This is a genomic window from Methylobacterium sp. J-092 (genome assembly GCF_022829325.1).
In the GTDB taxonomy this organism is placed as follows: Bacteria; Pseudomonadota; Alphaproteobacteria; order Rhizobiales; family Beijerinckiaceae; genus Methylobacterium.
This window is the reverse complement of the sequence record NZ_JAKSXU010000144.1, coordinates 18,846-37,880: the sequence shown is the minus strand read 5'-3', so window position 1 is coordinate 37,880 and position 19,035 is coordinate 18,846. Positions and strand designations below refer to the sequence as shown.

Sequence of the window (19,035 nt, the reverse complement as noted above, 5' to 3'; positions counted from 1 at the left end):
CGCGAGACGCTTGGGGTCAGCCTGCGCTGAGCCGCATCAGCTCCGCGATCAGGGTCCTCGACGACTCCGCGACGCTCAGCCCGTCGGTGACCAAGGTCATGTCGGGGTCGAGCGGCGCCTCGTAGGGCGCCGAGATCCCCGTGAAGTTCGGGATCGTGCCGGCCCGCGCCCTGTCGTACAGACCCTTCGGGTCGCGCGCCTCGCACACCGCCAGTGAGGTGTCGATGAAGACCTCCAGGAACGGGATGTCGCCCGCGATCTGCCGCGCCGTCGCGCGCTCGGCGCGGAACGGCGAGATCAGCGACACGATCACCACCAGTCCCGCCTCCGCCATCAGGCGCGCGGTCTCGGCCGCCCGCCGGATGTTCTCGGCGCGATCGGTCGCGGTGAACCCGAGGTCCCGGTTGAGGCCGTGGCGCAGGTTGTCGCCGTCGAGCACCATGGCGTGCCGCCCCGCCTCGGTGAGCGAGCGGTCGACGGCGTTGGCGATGCTCGACTTGCCCGCCCCCGACAGCCCGGTGAACCAGGCGATGGCCGGGCGCTGGCTCAGGCTGCGCCAGCGCGTCTCGCGGGGCTGAAGGGTCTGCCAGGTCAGGTTGTCGGCGCGGTGCGACGGGTCGGGCAACGGCACAATCCTCGGGCCAGCTCTCGCATCCCCCCGCCCCCTCGGGGATCCGCTCGCGCGATGCCTAGCCGGAACCGCGTCGGAACGGAACCCGTCGATCACGCTCGCGTGAACGACGGCTCCGCGACCGGGGCGGCCTTGGGGATCGCCCTCGGCCGACCCTCGTCGTCGATCGCGACGAAGGTGAAGGTCGCCGACGTCACCTTCTCGCGCACCTGCGTCCGGAAGCGCCGCGCCCAGGCCTCGACCTCGATCTTCATCGAGGTGCGCCCGACATGCCCGATCCGGGTGTAGACGCAGAGCACGTCGCCGATGCGCACCGGGCGGATGAAGGTCATGGCGTCCAGGGCCACGGTGACCACGCGGCCCTCGGCCCGGTCGACCCCGGCGATGCCGCCGGCCTGGTCCATCTGCGACAGCACCCAGCCGCCGAAGATGTCGCCGTTGGCGTTGGTGTCGGCCGGCATCGCGATGGTGCGCACTGTCAGATCGCCCTGCGGTTCCTCGGCGCTGTCCCGGTCCATGCGGTCCTGTTCCTTGGCGCGAAGCGCACCGACGCGCTCGGGGCGCGGCGCCGATTATGCGCGAACGCCGCGATGTCGAAAGGGGTCAGGGCATCAGGCCGGCGAGTTTCAGGCAGGCCGCCAGGAAGACGGCGGCGGCGCAGACCAGGCATTCGAGCGGGATCGATTGCCAGAGGTCGCGCGCGACCACCTCGCGCGTCGCGATATCGTCCATGGGGCGTTCCTCCCGGGCGGACCGATCTGATGCCGGCCGTCCCGAACGCGAGACCCTACACCGGATCGCGCGCGAACGCAGCCCGCTTGCCCAAGTCATAAAAAAACCCGACGGCCCCAAGGGCCGCCGGGTTCAGACTTCGACGCAGGCTCGCCGTGCGATCAGTAGAAGAACCGACGACGCGGGCCGTAGAAGCGGCGGCCGTAATACGGACGACGGTAGAACGGACGCGGGCCGTAGAAGCGGCGGCCGTAATACGGGCGGCGGTAGAACGGACGCGGCCCGAACCGGCGGCGGTAGAAGTACTGGGCCTTCTCGGCGACCGCGGGGGCGGCTTCCGTCTGAAGGGCAAGGCCGGGGCCGACCGGAGCGGCGGACGCGCCCTGCGGGGCGGCGGCCGCGAAGCCCAGGACGAGCAGGGCGGCCAGCAGGAATTTCCTCATCGCGGATCTCAACTCTTTCGTGGATGGGAGACGTACGAGCGGGGCTTGAGCCCGAGCCGTCGAAACGCACGAACCGCGAAAAGCGTTTCGTCGCGAAAGCCGACTTTCGGTTGTGATCAGGCGATCTGCGTCGTCATGTCGACGACCTTCGCGGTCTCGCTCTGACGGACCAGCGCGATGCCGTGCTCGCAATCCTCGCGGCGAACGTAGCCCTCGCCCGAATCGGCGACGACGTTGCCGTTCTGCGCCCGCAGGCGCCAGCGCCAATGGCCCAGCGCATCGCGGTAGATCTCGAATCGCATCGGGGCTGCTCCTGTCTCGATGCCGTCGAGATGGGGCGCGGGACGACCGCCGGCAATGCTCCCGCGCAGGCGGCAGGACACCGGATACGAAAAAGCAGAAGGCCGCCCCGGGTATCCGGGGCGGCCTTCTCGATCAGGTCAGGAAGCGAGCTGGCTCAGGAGCGCGGGCTGCGGTCGAGCCAGCCGATGGCACGGCCCTCGCCGCCGCCGTTGCCGCCGCCGCCGCTGCGCGGACGGTTGTTGGCGGGCTGGCGCGGACGATCGCCGGCGGCGCGCTCGGGGCGCGGGCCGTTGCTCGGGCGCTCGCCCTGCGGGCGGGCGTTGCGGGTGTCGGGCTGGCGGGCGCCGTCGGGACGACCCGGGCCGCGGCCGGCCTCGGCGGTGCGGTTGCCGCCGCCGAACGGGCGGCCCTGGCCGGGACGACCGCCGGGCGCCTGGCCCGGCCGGCCACCGGGACGCTGGCCCGGACGGCCGCCGCCGGGGCGCTGGCCGCGGGTGTCGGGACGGCGCTCCTCGGCCTGGGCGATCTCGGCCGCCTCCTGGCGCGAAGGCGGGGTGAAGCCCTCGGGGAAGGGGGCGACGGGGATGCGCTGGCGGGTGATGCGCTCGATGTCGCGCAGGTACGCCTTCTCCTCGTCGTTGCAGAACGAGATCGCGAGCCCGTCCGCGCCGGCGCGCGCGGTGCGGCCGATGCGATGGACGTAGCTCTCGGGCACGTTCGGCAGGTCGAAGTTGACGACGTGGCTCACCGCCTCGACGTCGATGCCGCGCGCGGCGATGTCGGTCGCCACCAGCACGCGGCACTGCCCGTCCTTGAAGGCGGCCAGCGCGCGCTCGCGCTGCGGCTGGGACTTGTTGCCGTGGATGGCGGAGGCCGCGGTGCCGACCTTCTCGAGGCCGCGCACGACGCGGTCGGCGCCGTGCTTGGTCCGGGTGAAGACCAGCACGCGCTCGATCTTCGGATCGCGCAGGATGTGGGCGAGCAGCGCCTGCTTGGCGCCGGTATGGGCGAAGATCACCTGCTGCTCGACGCGCTCGGCGGTGGTGGCCACCGGCGTGACGGCGACCTGGACCGGATCGCGCAGGTACTGGTCGGCGAGGCCAGCGATGTTCTTCGGCATGGTCGCCGAGAAGAACAGGCTCTGGCGCTTGGCCGGCAGCATCTTCACGATGCGCTTGAGCGCATGGATGAAGCCGAGGTCGAGCATCTGGTCGGCCTCGTCGAGGACGAGGATCTCGACGCCTTCCAGCGTCAGCGAGCGGCGGTCGACGAGGTCGATCAGCCGGCCCGGGGTGGCGACGAGGATGTCGACGCCCGGCGCCAGCGCCCGCTCCTGGCGGCCGATGGTGACGCCGCCGAACACGACGGTGTTGGTCAGCGGCAGGTGCCGGCCGTAATCGGAGAAGCTCTCGGCGATCTGGTTGGCGAGCTCGCGGGTCGGCGAGAGCACCAGCACCCGGCAGCCGCGACGCGGCGCATGGCGCTTCTCGAGGCTCAGGCGGTGCAGGATCGGCAGGGCGAAGGCGGCGGTCTTGCCGGTGCCGGTCTGGGCGATGCCGCAGAGGTCGCGGCCTTCCATCGCCGGGCGGATCGCCTGCGACTGGATCGGGGTGGGAGTGTGGTAGCCGGCCTCTTCGAGCGCCTTCAGCACGGGCTGGGCGAGGCCGAAATCGGTGAACTGGGTCAAGGTGTTACTTCTCAGGCAGCCGGATCGCGAGCGCGGGCCCGGCTCGTATCGAGCGGCGCCGCCAAGTACGGAGAGAGGTGCGATCCGTAGAGCAGGAGGCTGCCCGCGTGATGGGGCGGCCCGGGTGCATGCACGTTATGAAGAGAGGGGCCGGACATTCGGAGAGGCGCGATCCGCGCCGTCCCTCGTATCCGTCACGCAGCCCTCTCAAGCGGACCCGTCTGTCGGCCGCTGACGCTGCCCTCGGGCTATGCGCCTTCGCGGTTGCGAAGTCAACGGCCGGTCAACCGTCGCCGCATTGCGGGATGGACGCGGCGCCACGGCCGGTGCAGCGTCCGCCGATGCCGTCCCGTTCCCCCGCCCACCCGCTCGCCCGAGCCATCCCGCACCGGAGCGGATCGGTCCCGTTCCGGAGGCACCGGGCCGTCCGGCCGCCCGGCGGTCGCGGATGATCGCCCACCACACCGCGATCTACGTCGGCTCCCGCGGCTTCGCCGCAGCGATCAACCTCGGTTCGGTCGCGGTGTTCACGCGTCTCGCGCCGCCGGAGAGCTACGGCACCTACCTCTACATCCTGTCCTGGTCGCTGGTGCTCTACGGAGCCACCTGCCAATGGCCGAAATTCGCGTTCTTCGCCCTGTACGACGAGGCGAGCGAGGGCGCGCAGGTCGGCACGGTCCTGCGCATCCTGCTGTGCACGCTGGCGCTGGCGGCGATCGGAAGCGCGCTCGCGGTGGCGCTCCACGTCGTGTCGCCGCGGATCGCGGCGGCGATCGTCGCGCTCGCCTTCGGCACGACCCTGTTCGAGGGCGCCACCGAGATCGCGCGCACACGGCTGCAGGCCGTCGCGGTGGCGATGTCGGTCGTCCTGCGCGGAATCCTGATCCTCGGCCTCGGCAGCGCGGTGCTGATGGTGTCGGGCGACGCCGTCCATCTCGCGCTGGCCGTGGCGACCGCCTACGCGCTGTCGTCGATCCCGGCCGCCGCGACGGTGGTCCCGCTGATGCCGGGCCGCGGCAGCCGGGCGGAGGCGCTGCGCCTCATCGCCTACGGCTGGCCGCTGGTGCTGTCCTTCGGCATCGCGGCTCTGGCCCAGGTGGTCGACCGGCTGATCATCGTGAAGACCGTCGGGCCGGAGCATCTCGGCGCCTACGGCGCGATCGCCGACTTCCTGAAGCAGAGCTTCGTCGTGTTCGGCGAGGCGCTGGCCCTCTCGCTGATCTCGATCGCCAAGCGCGAGGCGCGCGCCGGGGGGATGCCGGCGGCGACCGCGGTGCTGTGCGACGCCGCCCGCGCGATGGCGCTGGTCGCGGCCTTCGGCGCCGCGTTCTACCTCAACTTCGACGGGGTCGTCGTCTCGGTCCTGCTCGGGCCGGACTATCGCGACCAGGCGCGGGCGCTGGCCCCGGTGCTGATCCTGGCCAGCGTGCTGATGATGTTCCGCGCCTACTATTTCGGGCAGATCATCTACTTCACGCAGTCGAGCCGCCTCGAGGCCGTGGCCTCGACGGCGACCCTGGTGACGGTGAGCGTGCTCTCGCTGGCGCTGATCCCGCATCTCGGCGTCGCCGGCGCGGCGATCGCCTTCGCGGCGGGTCAGGCCGCGGCCTGCCTCGTGTTCATCCTCGGGGCGAACCGGCACGGGTCCGGCCTGCCGGCGATGCCGCTTCCGCTGGCCGACATCGCCGGCATCGCGGCGATCGCCGTGGCGACCGGCCTCGTCCCGGCGGCCCTCGCCTGGCTCCCGGGCGGGGAGGGCGCCCCGGCGCAGATCCTGCGCTTCGCCGTGCTGGCCCTCGGCTTCCTCGCCGCCGCGTGGCGCTACGACGTGGTCGGCATCGCCGGCGTGGTGCGGCGGCGCCTGCATCGGGTCGCCGGATGAGGGCGGGTGCGACGGCCAGGATGCCGGGCGGGCTGTACGCCGCCCTGCGCCCGCTCGATCCGGCAGCGCCCGGCGTCGCGGCCTGGCGCGCGCTCGGCGCGAAGGCCTGCGTCGCCAACCCGTTCTACGAGGCCGACTACGCGCTGCCGGCGGCCGGGGCCTTCGGCGACGGCGTTCGGCTCCTGATCGTCGCCGACCGCCCGCCGGACGAGCCCGGCGCGCGATGGCTCGCCCTGTGGCCGTTCCGGATCTCGCGCATCCGCTGGGGCCTGCCGCTGCCGGTCCTGATCGGCTGGACGCACGGCTTCTGCCCCTTGGGCGTGCCGCTGCTCGACGCCGCCGAGCCCGACCGCGCCCTCGCCGGGCTGCTCGATGCGCCCAGGGCGCTCGGGCTGCCGCCGCGGCTGCTGCTGCTCAACGCGCCGGCGGATGGCCGCTTCGCGGATCTGCTGGCGGCGCGGACGGGGCGGCGCGATGCCGCCTACTGGGCGCATGCCCGCGGCTCCCTCGACCTCGCCGGCCTGACGCCGGAGGCGCGCACGGGCTATCTCGGCCACGTCAGCGGCAGGAGCCGGCGCAAGCTGCGGCTCGCGCGCGAGCGCCTGGAGGCCGGCGGTGCGGTGGTGCTCGAGACGATCGCCGATCCGGCCGCGCTGATCGACGCGCTCGACGACTACGTCGCCCTCGAGACCGCCGGCTGGAAGGGCCGGGCCGGGACCGCCCTCGGCCAGCGCCCGGCCGAGGCCGCGTTCCTGCGCGGGATGGTCGCCGGGTTCGGCGCCCAGGGCCGGATCCGGATCCTGCGCCTGCGCCGCGATCGCCGCACGCTCGCCGCCGCGATCCTTCCGCGAAGCGGTCACGAGGATTTCGTCCTGAAGATCTCCTACGACGAGGCGGAGGCCGCCGCCGCGCCGGGCGTCCAGCTCGTCCATCGCCTCACCGAGGCCGCGCTGCGGGACGGCGCGATCGCGCGGATCGATTCCTGCGCCGCCCCGGACTACCGCCTCGCCGAGATGTTCTGGACCGGGCGCCGGGCGATCGCGCACCGGTTGGTCGAGGCCTCGCCCGATCCGCTCTTCCCGCTCGCGGCCGCGCTGGAGCGTGCCCGCGAGCGCTATGCCAAGTGGCGGGCCCGTTAGAGCGTTGCGGCGGCGGCGCATTGCCTCCAGGGTCACGCGGTCCAGTTTGCCACGGCAAGAGACTCGAAGCTCGACCGGGAGGATCCGATTTCCAACGCCCCTGCCGCCCGCGCCGCCGATCCGTCCGAGAAGCCGGATCGCCACGCCCCGAAGCCGCCCGAGCTGATGTCGCCCTGGCGCACGGATGCGCGCGTCGCGCTCCAGGCCGAGGCCCGCGCCTTCGCCCGCGACGTGGTGATGCCGCTCGCCGACGCGCTCGACCCGCAGAAGGCCGAGATGCCGCGCTCGCTCATCGCCGCGATGGCCGAGAAGGGCTGGTTCGGCCTGACGATCCCGGCCGAGCATGGCGGCATGGGGCTCGGGGTGTTCGAGTACTGCCTCGTCTCGGAGGAACTCGCGCGGGCGTGGCTCTCGGTCGGCAGCATCCTGGCGCGGGGGCAGGGGCTCGGCACGCAGGTGCTCGACGACGCCCGCCGCGCCGACCTGCTGGCGCGGTCGGCGCGGGGCGAATGGATCGGCGGCATCGCCCTCTCCGAGCCGGGAGCCGGCTCGGACCTCGCCGGCGTGCAGACGCGGGCGGTGCGCGAGGGCGACCATTGGGTGCTGACCGGGACCAAGCGCTGGGCGGGCTTCGCGCGCGCGGCCGACTTCATCGAGGTTCTGGCCCGGACCCGCGATCCGGAGCCCGGCGAATCGCGCTCGGCCGGGCTCGAGCCGTTCCTGGTGGTCAAGCCGCCGGGCGAGTTCCCCGAGGGCATGACCGGGCACGTCATCGACAAGATCGGCTATCACGGCTTCCTGACGTTCCAGCTCGAGCTCGACGGGGTGCGCGTCCCCGAGAGCGACCGCCTCACCGGCCTCTACGGCGACGGCGGCGCGGACGCGGATTCCGGCGGCTTCGCCTCGGTGCAGCGCGGCCTCAACATCGCCCGCGTCCACACCGCGGCCCGCGCCGTCGGCGTCGCGCGCGCGGCGGTGGAGGACTCCCAGGCCTACCTTCAGGAGCGCGTGCAGTTCGGCCACCCGATCGGCGACTTCCAGGCGCTGCGCTTCGCGCTCGCCGACATGGCGGCCGAGGTGGCGCAGGCGCGCGCCTTCTGGTGCCAGGTCGCCCATCTCCTCGACCAGGGCGAGGCGGCCGAGAGCGAGTCCGCCATGGTGAAGCTGCTGGCCACCGAGATGGCGGTGCGCGTCACCAACCAGGCAATGCAGCTCCACGGCGGCAACGGCTACACCACCGAGCGGCGGGTCGAGCGCTACTGGCGCGACGCGCGGCTGACGACGATCTTCGAGGGCACCAGCGAGATCCAGCGCCGCATCATCAGCGACCGGATGCTGCCGAAAGCCTGACGCCCGCACGGCGACCGCCCGTCCCCGCACGCGTGTGCGAGGCGCGACGGTCGGCGAGGCGGCCTGCCGGACGCGCGCTTGCGGCGGGCGGACGCCCTTTTGTGCGCGGGGTCGACAACATCGAACTCGCCGACGCCGACGGCTCCGTCGGCGTCCGGGCCTCCAGGGGTGCGTTCCGGGGCCCTGTCGAGGATCGGCCACGAGACGTTTCGCAACGATGCGGTGGTGCAGGGCCCCCAGCGCGGTGCCGGCCATCGCGGACCGCGATCGATCGGGCGCGCCTGTCATGAATGCCGGCTCGGGACATTCTCGCCCCTGCAATCGTTTGCGGGACGACGCTCGCGCGTGACCTGAAACCCGCCGCGCGCTGCCGCTCACCCTCAGGGTTGGGCTGCCGGTGCCCGCTCGCCGGCGCGGGCCCGGGCCAGGGTCCGGCCGAGGCGCTGGGCCATCTGGTCGCGCAGGGCCTCGGCGACCTCGATGTCGACGAGCCGCCAGGTCCAGCCGCGCAGGCGCAGGCGCACCCGCAGCTGCTGCGCCCGCGGCGCGTCCGGCGGGATCGCGATCACGGCGGTGCGGAAGCCGCGCATCTCCGAGGCGATCCAGAACGGAAACACCCGCCCGATGCGATCCAGCCTGAGCCCGGACGGCTTCACCCCGTCGGGACGCGGGATGTCGAGGCTCTGCGGCCAGCCGTCGTCGAGCAGGTCGAGCACGGTCTCGGGCGTCACCATCGATTCCGCGAGCGCCAGCGCCACGCCGACCGCCGCCTCGTTGAGGCGCTGGCGATCCTTGGCATCGAGGGTCGGATCGTTGTCCGACGCCGAGCGCAGGGCGGCGGTGGTCTGCCGGACCAGCGACAGCCGCAGCGTGCGAAAGTTGGCATGCTGCTGGACGAACGCGACGTCGTGCGCCCTCACCGCCCGCGCGAAGTCGTAGAGCGTCCAGAGCGGCGTCAGGGTGAAGGCGAACCAGCCGAGCACCGCGACGAGGGGAAACACCCACCAGCGCATCGCCCAGCCTATCGCCCGGCCGCCGCGCTCACGCGCCGACCGACCACGCGTGCAGCGGCGCGAAGGCCGCGACGACGCCCTCGTAGACCGGCCGCTTGAACGGCACGATCAGCCCCGGCAGCTCCGCGAACGGCACCCAGCGCCACGCGTCGAACTCGGCCTTGTGGGCACCGCCGCCGGGACGCTCGACGTCGATCGCGTCGTCGTCCCCGAGGAACCCGAAGGCGAACCAGCGCTGCGTCTGACCGCGGTAGCGGCCGCGCCAGGCCTGCTTTCGCACATCGGGCGGCAAATCGTAGGACAGCCAATCCGGCGCCTCGGCGAGCAGCCGGACCGAGGCCGCGCCGACGTTGGTCTCCTCGTGAAGCTCGCGCAGGGCTGCGGCCTGCGGCGCCTCGCCGTCGTCGATCCCGCCCTGCGGCATCTGCCAGGCGAGGTCGCCCGCGACGTGCTCGGGGCCGGCCTCCGGCTTGCGGCGACCGACGAAGACGAGCCCGGCGCGGTTGATCAGGGTGACCCCGACGCAGGGGCGATAGGGCAGGCTCTCGCCCGGATCGCGGGATTCGGTGTCGCTCTTCATCGGCCGCGACCATAGGGAGGGCCAACCGGCGCGGCAACGTCGGGAAACACGATATCGGCAGCGCCCGATCGCGGCAGCCGCCGGGCTCAGTCCGCCTTCGTCACCCGCACCGCCTTCGCGCCGCGGAGCGCCACGCTCGCCGGCACGAGGCGGATGCCGCGGCCCTCGAGCTCGCGGCTCCAGCGCGCGATCCGCTCGATCGTCATCGGCTGGGCGCTGCCCGAAGCGAGGGCGAATCCGTTGGCGCGGGCCTGCGCTTCGAGCCGGGCGAGCTCGCGATCGATCGCCTCCGGGCGCGGCACCGCGTCGAGGACGATCTCGGCGCGGGCCGCCGGCACCTTGGTCTTGCCGAGCAGGTCCGCGGGCACGCCGCGCGCGTTGGTGCCGTCGTCGAGGAAGCCGAGCCCGCGGGTGGCGATGTCGCGCAGGACCGGCTCGAACGCGACCGCGTCGGCCATGAACTTGGCTCCCATGAAGTTCGTGACGCCGACATAGCCCGAGAACCGGCTCATCACCCAGGCGAGGCGGTCGGCGTTCTCGGATCCCTTGGCGGCGGTGAGCAGGCCCTGCGGGCCGGGATCGCTGTCGGGGTAGTCGAACGGCTCCATCGGCGCTTGGAGCAGGATCTCGTGGCCGAAGGCGCGGGCCCGCGCCGCGCTGCGCTCGGCATCGGCGCCGTAGGGGGAGAAGGCGAGGCTGACGGCGGGCGGCAGCTTGACGATCGCGCTCGCGGTGGCGGCCTGGCCGACGCCGAGGCCGGTGAGCAGGATCGCGATGCGCGGCCCGCTGCCGGGCTCCTCGGAGCGTGCGTAGACGTCGAGCGGGCGGATGCGGCCGTCGCCGAGCTTGGGCAGGACGCCGTGGCGGCCACGCTCGGTCAGGCGCGGGTCGGGGGCGGGCGCGAGCTTGGGCGCGTCGGCCTGGGGCACGCGGATCACCACCGCCTCGGCCGGCGCGGCCGACCCGCCGGCCCGCACCACGGTGACGCCGGAGGCCGACTCGACCTCGACGGCGCTGCTCTGGAGCTTCGATGCCGGCGCCGGCTCGTTCGCGGCGGCGGCCTCCGGCGACGGGGGACGCCCGGCGGCGGGCATCGTCTCGCGGACAGCGATGGCGACCTGGACCCGCGGCTCGCCCGCCTTCGGGTCGCCGAGCAGGAGCACGAGGCCGAGCACCGCCACGCCGAGGCCGCCGAGACCGGCCGCGACGGCGCGTGGAGACCGGCCGAGGGTCGCGAGGCGCGCGCGCAGGCGTGCCAGCGCGGCCTTCGGGCCGGGGGCGGGGACGTCGACCCCGAGGGGACGCGTCAGGATATCGTCGGACGAGTCGGTCACTGGCCCTCGGAACTGGCGGGGCCGCCGGAGAATCGCCGGTCGCGGCAAGGCAGCCCCGCCGTCATTGCCGGCCGCCATGGTTAATTTTTCGTAAGAGCGGCCTTCGGTCCTAGAGCCTGTTCCGTGATCACCGGATCACGGAACAAGCTCGCTCTCGTTGTGTGGTCGCGCTCTCGTCACGCGAGCCGGCATCCGCCGCGCTCGAAACGGCTCGCAACGCGCGCACGGGCGCCATGCGAAGAACCCCGCCCGGCACGCGCCGGACGGGGTTCTCGCCGTGTCGTCGATCCCGGACGGGATCAGTTCGGCATCGTCGGCTTCTGGGCGTTCGCGGCGCCCTTCTGGATGCCGTGCAGGAAGTCGACGGCGGCGGTGAGCTGCTTGTCCTTGGCGGGATCCGGCGGGACGTAGGCCGACGAGCCGCCGCGCTCCTCGACGTCCTTCTGCTTGAGGTGGCCCTTCAGGCCGGCCTCGCCCTTGGTCTCGTCCTTGCCCTTGAGCTCGTCCGGGACCTCCTGCAGCACCTCGACGTCGGGCTCGATGCCCTTGGCCTGGATCGAGCGGCCGGACGGCGTGTAGTAGCGCGCCGTGGTGAGGCGCAGCGCGCCCGAGCCGCCGAGCGGGATGATCGACTGCACCGAGCCCTTGCCGAACGAGCGCGTGCCGAGGATGGTCGCGCGCTTGTGATCCTGCAGGGCGCCGGCGACGATCTCGGAGGCCGAGGCCGCGCCGCCGTTGACGAGCACCACCACCGGCTTGCCCTTGGTGATGTCGCCGGCCTTGGCCGAGAAGCGCTGGGTCTCGTCCGGGTTGCGGCCGCGGGTCGAGACGATCTCGCCGCGGTCGAGGAACGCGTCGGAGACCATCACCGCCTGGTCGAGCAGGCCGCCCGGGTTGTTGCGCAGGTCGATCACGTAGCCCTTGATCTTGTCCTGCCCGATGTCGGTCGAGAGCTTGTCCACGGCAGCCTTGAGGCCGTCGTAGGTCTGCTCGTTGAACTGCGTCAGGCGGATGTAGCCGATGTCGGCCCCCTCGACGCGCGAGCGCACGGGCTTGATCTTGATCACGTCGCGGTTGAGCGTGACCTCGATCGGGTCCTTGGCCTCCTTGCGGGTGATCTTGAGCTTCACCGGCGAGTTCACCGGGCCGCGCATCTTGTCGACCGCCTGGTTCAGGGTCAGGCCCTGGACCTGGTCGTCGTCGATCTGGGTGATGATGTCGTTCGAGAGCAGCCCCGCCTTCGAGGCCGGGGTGTCGTCGATCGGGGTCACGACCTTGATCAGGCCGTCCTCCATCGTGACCTCGATGCCGAGCCCGCCGAACTCGCCGCGGGTCGTGGTCTGCATGTCGCGGAACGCCTTGGCGTCCATGTAGCTCGAATGCGGGTCGAGCGAGGTCAGCATGCCGTTGACGGCCGCCTCGATCATCTTCGCCTCGTCGGGCTTCTCGACGTAATCGGTGCGGACCTTCTCGAACACGTCGCCGAACAGGCTGAGCTGGCGGTAGGTCTCGGCGGAGGCCGCCACGGCGCGCGGACCCGACAGGAAGTCGGTCTGCGTCGCGACCATCGACGTGCCTGCTCCCAGGAACGCGCCGAGCATGATGAGGGACGTCTTGCGCATTATCCGCGAACCTTCTCGCTGGGGCTTTTCGCCCACCAAGGCTCCGGATCGATGGAGCCGCCGTCCTTCTTGAATTCCACGTACAGGATCGGATCGCTGCCGTCGCCGCTCATCACCGGCTGGACCGCACTTCCCTCGCCCATGTTACCGACCGGCTCGCCCGCGAGCACGAATTGGCCGACCTCGACCGAGATCTGGTCCATCCCAGCCAGCAGAAGATAGTAGCCATCGCCGGCGTTGATGATCAAGAGTCGTCCGTACGACCGGAACGGCCCGGCGAACTGCACCCAGCCGTCGGCGGGAGAGGACACCACGGCCTTCGCGCGGGTGGCGAGCGAAATGCCGCGCGTCATCCCGCCGTTGCCGTCGGGCTGGTTGAAGCCGCGCAGCAGGCGGCCGCTGACCGGGCGCGGCACGTCCCCCCGGGCGTCGACGAACTTCACCTTCGGGGCGAGCTTAGCGGGGTCGCGGATGCCGGCTGCGGCGAAACGCTCCTGCGTCGCCTTCGCCTCGCGCTGCTCGGCCGCCTTGGCCTCGTCGGCGGAGCGCTTGGCGGTGGCGACCTCGCCCTCGATGCGGTCGAGGAGGTCCTTCAGGCTCCGGGCCTCCTTGGCGAGGTCGGCGGCACGGGTCCGCTCGGCGGCGAGCCCGGTCTCGACCTCCGCCTGCCGGGTCCTCCGCGCGGCGACGAGGGCCGCGAGGCGCTGCTGCTCGCGCGCCCAGCCGGCGATGTCGTTCTGCAGGCCCTGCCGGTCGGCGGCGATGAGGCCGCGCAGGCGCACGAGCTCGGCGAGGTCGGCGGCCAGCGTGTCCACCTCGCCGCGCATCTCGGGCACGATCGCCCCGAGCAGCATCGAGGTGCGGATCACCGCCAGAACGTCTTCCGGGTTGACCAGCACCGCCGGCGGCGGGCGCCGGCCCATGCGCTGGAGCGCCGCCAGGATCTCGGCGATCACCCCGCGGCGGGCCTCGAGCGAGCGGCGGATGGCGGCCTCGCTGCCCGACAGCGTCTTGAGGCGCTCCTCCAGGCGGCTCATCCGGTCCTCGGTGGCCTGGGACTGCCGGCCGGCATCGAGGAGCGCCGCGTCGAGCTTGGCCCGGTCGCCGCCGATGCTGGCGATCTCGGACTCGAACTGCGCCTTGGCGCCCACGCTCGCGGCGAGCGCATCCTGCACCCGCTTGAGGTTGTCCGCGCGGCGGTCGCGCTCGTCGATGGCGCGCTGGATGCGCTCGGCCTCGGTGACGGGCGCCGCCGCGTCCTGGGCCCGCGGACGGGCCGCGGGCAGGGCGGCGAGGGCTGCGGCGAGGACGCCCGTGGCGACCAGCCTCGTGAGGACCAGCGTCATGGCGTGCGTTTGCCGGCTCCGTTCATCAGCGCAGGTCTCATCCAGCATTGCGGCGCACGCGAGGCATTCACCCGTCGGGATCGCCGCGATGATACGGGTGGCCCGCCAGGATCGTGAGGGCGCGGTAGAGCTGCTCGAGCGCCAGCACGCGCACGATGCCGTGAGGCAGCGTCGCGGCACCGAAGGACAGGGTGAGGTCGGCCCGGGCCCGGACGGTGGCATCGAGCCCGTCGGCCCCGCCGATGGCGACCACCAGGGCCGGGCGCCCGGCATCGCGCCAGTCGCGGATGCGCTCGGCGACGCGCTCGCTCGGCAGGTCGGCGCGGCCGCGCTCGTCGTAGGCGACGAGGACGCCGCCGGCCGGCACCTGGGCGAGCAGCCCGGACGCCTCCTCGGCGCAGCGGTCGGGGGCGCGCCGCGCACGGCTCTCGACCATCTCGGCGATGTCGCAGGCGGGGAAGCCGAGGCCGCGACCGAGCTGGGCCGCACGCTCGCGGTAGCGCGCGGTCAGGTCCCGCTCGGGCCCGTTCTTGAGGCGCCCGATCGCGGCGACGAGGAGGCGCAACGGGTCGGCGTTCAGTCGGCGGAGACGCCCGAGGGGCGGTCGGAGCCCCACATCTTCTCGAGGTTGTAGAAGCCGCGCACCTCGGGCCTGAAGATGTGGACGAGGATGTCGCCGGCATCGATCAGCACCCAGTCGCAGGCCGGCATGCCCTCGACGCGGGCGGTGCCGAAGGACTTGGCCTTCATCTCCTGCGTGATGTGGTCGGCGATCGAGCCGACGTGACGCTGCGACCGTCCGGAGGCGATGATCATCGTGTCGGCGATCGAGGTCTTGCCGGCGAGATCGATGGCGATCGTCTCCTCGGCCTTCATCTCGTCGAGGCACCCGAGCACGAGCGTCCTCAGGTCTTCGACCCTGGCCAGGGCGGCGGTCTCGGAACCCTGGGTTCCCGTGTGGAGCGACTCGGACAGCGTCCTGATTCCTCGGATATCGGCAGTGGCGACGCGCGCCTGCGTTGAACCGACGACTTTGGCCGGTTCCGGGCGGTAATTCAAGGTTCCCCGGTGCCGCTCCGCGCATCGCGGATCTGCGTCGAGGAGAGATGCGAGCGCGGGCCGTGCAGGAACACCCAGGCCGGGGGCGCCATGCCCGGCAGGGCGGAGGCGTCCGATTCCGGGATGCGGGCGGCGGAGAACCGTCGGGCGGCCCGCGCGCCCGGCGCGCTGAGGGTGTGGCCGGGGCGGTCGATCACCGCGACCGGCATCAGGCCCATGATCTCGGCCGAGCCCTTCCAGCGATGGAAGCTCGCCAGCGAATCGGCCCCCATGATCCAGACGAAGCGGATGCCCGGCCGCCGCCGCACCAGCCAGTGCAGGGTGTCGCGGGTGAAGCGGGCGCCGATCGCCGCCTCGAACCCGGTCACCGCGATCCGCGGATCGCCCTTCGCCACCGCGGCGGCCTGCGCGCAGCGCTCGAAGAGCGGCGCGATCGGCCGCCCGCGCTTCAGCGGGTTTCCGGGCGTGACCAGCCACCACACCCGGTCGAGGCGCAGGCGGCGCAGCGCCATGGTGCCGACATGCAGGTGGCCGGCATGCGCCGGGTTGAACGAGCCACCGTACAGGCCGATCCGCATCCCCGGCGACGCGGGCGGCAGCGCGCCCTCACGCAACGGCGCGGATCACGGCAGGCGAGACCGCGCCGCTCACGGGCGCGTCTGGCCGCTGCCGTGGACCCGGTACTTGAAGGTGGTGAGCTGCTCCACGCCGACCGGGCCGCGGGCATGCATGCGGCCGGTGGCGATGCCGATCTCGGCGCCGAAGCCGAACTCGCCGCCATCGGCGAACTGGGTCGAGGCGTTGTGCACCACGATCGCGGAATCGACCTCGGCGAGGAAGCGGACGGCCTCGTCGCCGTCCTCGGTGACGATCGCGTCGGTGTGGTGCGAGCCGTAGGTCTCGATGTGCTCGATCGCCGCCTCGAGCCCGTCGACGACGCGGACCGAGATGATCGCGTCGAGGTACTCGGTGCGCCAGTCGGCCTCGGTCGCCGCCGTGACGCGACCGTCCACCGCCTGCACGTCGGCGTCGCCGCGCACCGCGCAGCCGGCGTCGAGCAGGGCGGCGACGAGGGGGGCGAGATGGGTGCCGGCGCAGGCGCGGTCGACCAGCAGCGTCTCGGTGGCGCCGCAGATGCCGGTGCGCCGCATCTTGCTGTTGAGCAGGATGGTCCGGGCCATGCCGAGGTCGGCGGCGGCCGCGACGTAGACGTGGCAGATGCCGTCGAGGTGGGCGAAGACCGGGACCCGCGCCTCGGCGTGGACGCGCTCGACCAGGCCGCGCCCGCCGCGGGGCACGATCACGTCGATGCAGCCGTCGAGGCCGGCGAGCATCGCGCCGACCGCGGCGCGGTCCTTCGTCGGCACGATCTGGATTGCGTCCGCGGGCAGGCCGGTGGCCTCGAGCCCGGCGCGCATCGCCTCGGCGATGGCCATGGCGCTGCGGTGGCTGTCCGAGCCGGCGCGCAGGATCGCCGCGTTGCCGGCCTTGAGGCAGAGCGCGCCGGCATCGGCGGTGACGTTCGGGCGGCTCTCGAAGATCACGCCGACGACGCCGAGCGGCACGGCGATGCGCTCGATCAGCAGGCCGTTCGGGCGCTCGAAGGCCGCGACCTGGCGCCCGACGGGGTCGGCCAGCGCGCCGATCTTCTCGACCGCGTCGGCGATCGCCGCGAGGCGGCCCTCGTCGAGGGTCAGCCGGTCGATCAGCGCCTGGCTCTGCCCGGCGGCCTTCGCGGCGGCGACATCGCGGGCGTTCTCGCGCAGGATGACGGCGCGGTCGGCGCGCAGGCGCTCGGCGATGGCCCGCAACGCCACGTCCTTGGTCTCGGCCGAGGCCAGCGCCAGCTTGCGGCCGGCGGCGCGGGCGCGCCGGCCGATGCCGTTCATCTGCTCGGCGAGGTCGTCGGCCGACGCGAAGCCGGATCGCATGTTCAGGACTGGCACGGGCATCATCCCAGGTCGGCGGCCTTCCCCGAGCCGCCTACGAAGCTGCGACTTATCTGCATCCTCGGGCAGCACGAAACAAGCGCCGCGGCAAAGATCGGAACGTTTCGAAAGCGCTCGTATCCAGTCATGGACGCGGCGCGACCGGTTCTAGAACATCGCCAAGTCGTCGCGATGCACCATCCAGGCGCGTCCCGGATAGGTGAGGAGGTCAGCGATCTGCGTGCTCGGGCGCCCCTGGATCAGCGCCGCCTCCGTGCTGTCGTAGCCGACGAGGCCGCGGCCCAGCACCCGCCCGGCGCGGTCGCGGATCAGCACCGCGTCGCCCCGGCCGAAGCTGCCCTCGACGCCGCAGACGCCGACCGGCAGCAGGCTCGCCCCACCGTCGAGCGCGCGCGCCGCGCCGTCGTCGATCACCAGGGTGCCGCGCGGCTCGAGCGACCCGGCGATCCAGGTTTTCCGCGCTGCGGTGGGCGTGGAACCGGACAGGAACCAGGTGCAGCGGCCGCCCGCGACGACGGCGCGAAGCGGGTTCTTCTCGCGGCCGTCGGCGATGATCATGTGGGTCCCGCCCGACACCGCGATCTTGGCGGCCTCGACCTTGGTCCGCATGCCGCCCCGCGACAGCTCCGAGGCGGGACCGCCGGCCATCGCCTCGATCTCGGGCGTGATCCGCTCGACCACGGCCAGGTGGCGCGCGTCCGGGTCGGCGCTCGGGGGGGCGGTGTAGAGGCCGTCGATGTCGGAGAACAACACCAGCACGTCGGCCCCAATCATCGTGGCGACGCGGGCCGCGAGCCGGTCGTTGTCGCCGTAGCGGATCTCGGAGGTCGCCACCGTGTCGTTCTCGTTGACCACCGGAACCGCGCGCATCTCCAAGAGCTTGAGCACGGTCGCTCGCGCGTTGAGGTAGCGGCGGCGCTCCTCGGTGTCCTGCGGCGTCACCAGGATCTGCCCGGCGACGATGCCGTGGTGGCCCAGCGCCTCGGCCCAGTGCCGCGCCAGCGCGATCTGCCCGACCGAGGCCGCGCCCTGGCTCTCCTCTAGCCGCAGGCCCCCCGGCGCGAAGCCGAGCACGGTGCGCCCGAGCGCGATGCTGCCCGAGGACACCACCAGCACGTCGACCCCGCGGGCATGCAGGTCGGCGATGTCCTCGGCGAGCGCCGCGAGCCAGGCGTGCCGCAGCCGGCCGCGGGCGCGGTCCACCAGCAGGGCCGAGCCGACCTTGATGACGACGCGGCGGAATTGATCGAGGGAGGGGGTCATGACGCCGGGACGTAAGCTGGGACGAGGTCGGTTTGGACGAAGTCGTCACCCTTGAACAGGAGGGGCGCATCGTGGGCTTTGGAGACGGCATAGGATTGGCAGTCGCCGAAGTTCAACCGCGCCGGATGCCCTTGTCCCTTCCCGAAGCGCTGGAAGGCATCGGATGCCATGCGGTACATCTGGAGCGTGAAGGCGACCGGCTGCACCGTGGTCCGCAGGATCAGGACCTCCAAAAAATCCTCGGCAAAACCCGGCATCAGCGAGCCCAGCACGATCCTGGCCTCGAGCAACGTCGGGGTTCCGATGATCGCCCGATTCTTGGCGACCAGCGTGTCGAAACGCTCGCCTTCAGGCTCTTCCATCGCAATCGCGACGATCGCCGAGGTGTCGAGCGCGATCATACCGGCAGGCCGTACTCGTCGTAGAGATAGTCATGATCGGTGGGGACGTTCGCGATGCGATGTGCCCGCGCCTCACGGACCAGCGCTCGGATCACGTCCCGTTCGGCACGTTGCGTCGGTGTCAGGTCATCGTTGACCGTCGCGACGCGGCGGTCGAGCTCTCGCAACGCCGTGACCACCGCCTCGTCGACCGTGGTGCCGGCGCGCTCCGCGAGTTCATGGGCAAGAGCGAAGGCTTCGTCGTTCATGACGATCAGCGCTTCCGTCATCGAAACCTCCACAGGTTCAACAACCTCGGGCG

The 19,035-nt window shown here is 72.5% G+C and carries 21 protein-coding genes; 3 read left to right on the top strand and 18 right to left on the bottom strand.

Annotated features, from left to right (window positions below; all coding sequences use genetic code 11):
- Window positions 1-16 precede the first annotated feature (16 nt).
- The 6 genes from cysC to MKK60_RS18100 form a co-directional block, all read right to left on the bottom strand.
- The gene (gene cysC / locus MKK60_RS18120) at window positions 17-625 is read right to left on the bottom strand and encodes an adenylyl-sulfate kinase (protein ID WP_243987971.1); all 609 of its coding nucleotides are present in this window, start codon (window positions 623-625) and stop codon (window positions 17-19) included.
- Between the two features lie 98 nt (window positions 626-723).
- Complete coding sequence (locus MKK60_RS18115) at window positions 724-1,149, bottom strand: acyl-CoA thioesterase (protein ID WP_243934840.1); 426 nt, start codon at window positions 1,147-1,149, stop codon at window positions 724-726.
- Window positions 1,150-1,234: 85 nt separating this feature from the next.
- The gene (locus tag MKK60_RS28490; RefSeq protein ID WP_279604141.1) at window positions 1,235-1,363 is read right to left on the bottom strand and encodes a hypothetical protein; all 129 of its coding nucleotides are present in this window, start codon (window positions 1,361-1,363) and stop codon (window positions 1,235-1,237) included.
- A gap of 161 nt (window positions 1,364-1,524) precedes the next feature.
- On the bottom strand, window positions 1,525-1,806 hold the full coding sequence (locus MKK60_RS18110; RefSeq protein ID WP_147729335.1) for a hypothetical protein: 282 nt from the start codon (window positions 1,804-1,806) through the stop codon (window positions 1,525-1,527).
- 116 nt (window positions 1,807-1,922) lie between these two features.
- On the bottom strand, window positions 1,923-2,108 hold the full coding sequence (locus MKK60_RS18105) for a YegP family protein (RefSeq protein WP_243987969.1): 186 nt from the start codon (window positions 2,106-2,108) through the stop codon (window positions 1,923-1,925).
- A 155-nt stretch (window positions 2,109-2,263) separates the two neighbouring features.
- On the bottom strand, window positions 2,264-3,796 hold the full coding sequence (locus MKK60_RS18100; RefSeq protein WP_243934838.1) for a DEAD/DEAH box helicase: 1,533 nt from the start codon (window positions 3,794-3,796) through the stop codon (window positions 2,264-2,266).
- A 448-nt stretch (window positions 3,797-4,244) separates the two neighbouring features.
- On the opposite strand from MKK60_RS18100, the gene MKK60_RS18095 reads away from it, so the two are divergent.
- The 3 genes from MKK60_RS18095 (at window position 4,245) to MKK60_RS18085 (ending at window position 8,167) form a co-directional block, all read left to right on the top strand.
- Window positions 4,245-5,678: a lipopolysaccharide biosynthesis protein gene (locus tag MKK60_RS18095; protein WP_243987967.1), complete on the top strand. Its 1,434-nt coding sequence runs from the start codon at window positions 4,245-4,247 to the stop codon at window positions 5,676-5,678.
- A gap of 20 nt (window positions 5,679-5,698) precedes the next feature.
- Window positions 5,699-6,817 (top strand): GNAT family N-acetyltransferase, encoded by a 1,119-nt coding sequence (locus tag MKK60_RS18090; RefSeq protein ID WP_243987965.1) that lies wholly within the window; start codon window positions 5,699-5,701, stop codon window positions 6,815-6,817.
- Window positions 6,818-6,982: 165 nt separating this feature from the next.
- Window positions 6,983-8,167, top strand: a complete 1,185-nt coding sequence (locus MKK60_RS18085; RefSeq protein WP_243987957.1) for an acyl-CoA dehydrogenase family protein — start codon at window positions 6,983-6,985, stop codon at window positions 8,165-8,167.
- Window positions 8,168-8,547: 380 nt separating this feature from the next.
- Here the strand turns inward: MKK60_RS18085 and MKK60_RS18080 are convergent, their stop codons facing one another.
- The 12 genes from MKK60_RS18080 to MKK60_RS18025 form a co-directional block, all read right to left on the bottom strand.
- On the bottom strand, window positions 8,548-9,180 hold the full coding sequence (locus MKK60_RS18080) for a DUF2939 domain-containing protein (protein WP_147728798.1): 633 nt from the start codon (window positions 9,178-9,180) through the stop codon (window positions 8,548-8,550).
- 28 nt (window positions 9,181-9,208) lie between these two features.
- Complete coding sequence (locus tag MKK60_RS18075; RefSeq protein ID WP_243937550.1) at window positions 9,209-9,760, bottom strand: RNA pyrophosphohydrolase; 552 nt, start codon at window positions 9,758-9,760, stop codon at window positions 9,209-9,211.
- Between the two features lie 86 nt (window positions 9,761-9,846).
- Entirely contained in the window at window positions 9,847-11,094 is a 1,248-nt protein-coding gene (locus MKK60_RS18070) for a divergent polysaccharide deacetylase family protein (RefSeq protein WP_243987954.1), read from the bottom strand.
- 299 nt (window positions 11,095-11,393) lie between these two features.
- Window positions 11,394-12,716 carry a S41 family peptidase gene (locus MKK60_RS18065; RefSeq protein ID WP_147729525.1) on the bottom strand — a complete coding sequence of 441 codons (1,323 nt, stop codon included), beginning with the start codon at window positions 12,714-12,716 and terminating at the stop codon, window positions 11,394-11,396.
- Window positions 12,716-14,062 carry a murein hydrolase activator EnvC family protein gene (locus MKK60_RS18060; protein WP_243987952.1) on the bottom strand — a complete coding sequence of 449 codons (1,347 nt, stop codon included), beginning with the start codon at window positions 14,060-14,062 and terminating at the stop codon, window positions 12,716-12,718. The genes MKK60_RS18065 and MKK60_RS18060 overlap by 1 nt, the downstream gene beginning before the upstream one ends.
- 67 nt (window positions 14,063-14,129) lie before the next feature.
- The gene (gene rlmH / locus MKK60_RS18055) at window positions 14,130-14,627 is read right to left on the bottom strand and encodes a 23S rRNA (pseudouridine(1915)-N(3))-methyltransferase RlmH (protein ID WP_243987949.1); all 498 of its coding nucleotides are present in this window, start codon (window positions 14,625-14,627) and stop codon (window positions 14,130-14,132) included.
- 11 nt (window positions 14,628-14,638) lie between these two features.
- A complete protein-coding gene (gene rsfS / locus MKK60_RS18050; protein WP_313898961.1) occupies window positions 14,639-14,959 on the bottom strand; it encodes a ribosome silencing factor in 321 nt (106 codons plus the stop codon).
- A 158-nt stretch (window positions 14,960-15,117) separates the two neighbouring features.
- Entirely contained in the window at window positions 15,118-15,735 is a 618-nt protein-coding gene (locus MKK60_RS18045; RefSeq protein WP_279604140.1) for a nicotinate-nucleotide adenylyltransferase, read from the bottom strand.
- A 33-nt stretch (window positions 15,736-15,768) separates the two neighbouring features.
- A complete protein-coding gene (locus MKK60_RS18040) occupies window positions 15,769-17,067 on the bottom strand; it encodes a glutamate-5-semialdehyde dehydrogenase (RefSeq protein ID WP_147726613.1) in 1,299 nt (432 codons plus the stop codon).
- 150 nt (window positions 17,068-17,217) lie between these two features.
- Window positions 17,218-18,333, bottom strand: a complete 1,116-nt coding sequence (proB, locus tag MKK60_RS18035) for a glutamate 5-kinase (RefSeq protein WP_243987947.1) — start codon at window positions 18,331-18,333, stop codon at window positions 17,218-17,220.
- Entirely contained in the window at window positions 18,330-18,734 is a 405-nt protein-coding gene (locus MKK60_RS18030) for a type II toxin-antitoxin system VapC family toxin (protein WP_243987940.1), read from the bottom strand. Before MKK60_RS18030 ends, proB begins: the two co-directional genes overlap by 4 nt.
- Window positions 18,731-19,003 (bottom strand): type II toxin-antitoxin system VapB family antitoxin, encoded by a 273-nt coding sequence (locus MKK60_RS18025; protein ID WP_147842123.1) that lies wholly within the window; start codon window positions 19,001-19,003, stop codon window positions 18,731-18,733. The genes MKK60_RS18030 and MKK60_RS18025 overlap by 4 nt, the downstream gene beginning before the upstream one ends.
- Between the last annotated feature and the right edge of the window lie 32 nt (window positions 19,004-19,035).

Excerpts from the sequence above, each read along its gene's own strand:
- MKK60_RS18115 (WP_243934840.1), bottom strand. The coding sequence starts at position 1,149 with ATGGACCGGGACAGCGCCGAGGAACCGCAGGGCGATCTGACAGTGCGC.
- MKK60_RS28490 (WP_279604141.1), bottom strand. The coding sequence starts at position 1,363 with ATGGACGATATCGCGACGCGCGAGGTGGTCGCGCGCGACCTCTGGCAA.
- MKK60_RS18110 (WP_147729335.1), bottom strand. The coding sequence starts at position 1,806 with ATGAGGAAATTCCTGCTGGCCGCCCTGCTCGTCCTGGGCTTCGCGGCC.
- MKK60_RS18105 (WP_243987969.1), bottom strand. The coding sequence starts at position 2,108 with ATGCGATTCGAGATCTACCGCGATGCGCTGGGCCATTGGCGCTGGCGC.
- MKK60_RS18095 (WP_243987967.1), top strand. The coding sequence starts at position 4,245 with ATGATCGCCCACCACACCGCGATCTACGTCGGCTCCCGCGGCTTCGCC.
- MKK60_RS18090 (WP_243987965.1), top strand. The coding sequence starts at position 5,699 with ATGCCGGGCGGGCTGTACGCCGCCCTGCGCCCGCTCGATCCGGCAGCG.
- MKK60_RS18085 (WP_243987957.1), top strand. The coding sequence starts at position 6,983 with ATGTCGCCCTGGCGCACGGATGCGCGCGTCGCGCTCCAGGCCGAGGCC.
- MKK60_RS18080 (WP_147728798.1), bottom strand. The coding sequence starts at position 9,180 with ATGCGCTGGTGGGTGTTTCCCCTCGTCGCGGTGCTCGGCTGGTTCGCC.
- MKK60_RS18075 (WP_243937550.1), bottom strand. The coding sequence starts at position 9,760 with ATGAAGAGCGACACCGAATCCCGCGATCCGGGCGAGAGCCTGCCCTAT.
- MKK60_RS18065 (WP_147729525.1), bottom strand. The coding sequence starts at position 12,716 with ATGCGCAAGACGTCCCTCATCATGCTCGGCGCGTTCCTGGGAGCAGGC.
- MKK60_RS18060 (WP_243987952.1), bottom strand. The coding sequence starts at position 14,062 with ATGACGCTGGTCCTCACGAGGCTGGTCGCCACGGGCGTCCTCGCCGCA.
- proB (WP_243987947.1), bottom strand. The coding sequence starts at position 18,333 with ATGACCCCCTCCCTCGATCAATTCCGCCGCGTCGTCATCAAGGTCGGC.
- MKK60_RS18030 (WP_243987940.1), bottom strand. The coding sequence starts at position 18,734 with ATGATCGCGCTCGACACCTCGGCGATCGTCGCGATTGCGATGGAAGAG.
- MKK60_RS18025 (WP_147842123.1), bottom strand. The coding sequence starts at position 19,003 with ATGACGGAAGCGCTGATCGTCATGAACGACGAAGCCTTCGCTCTTGCC.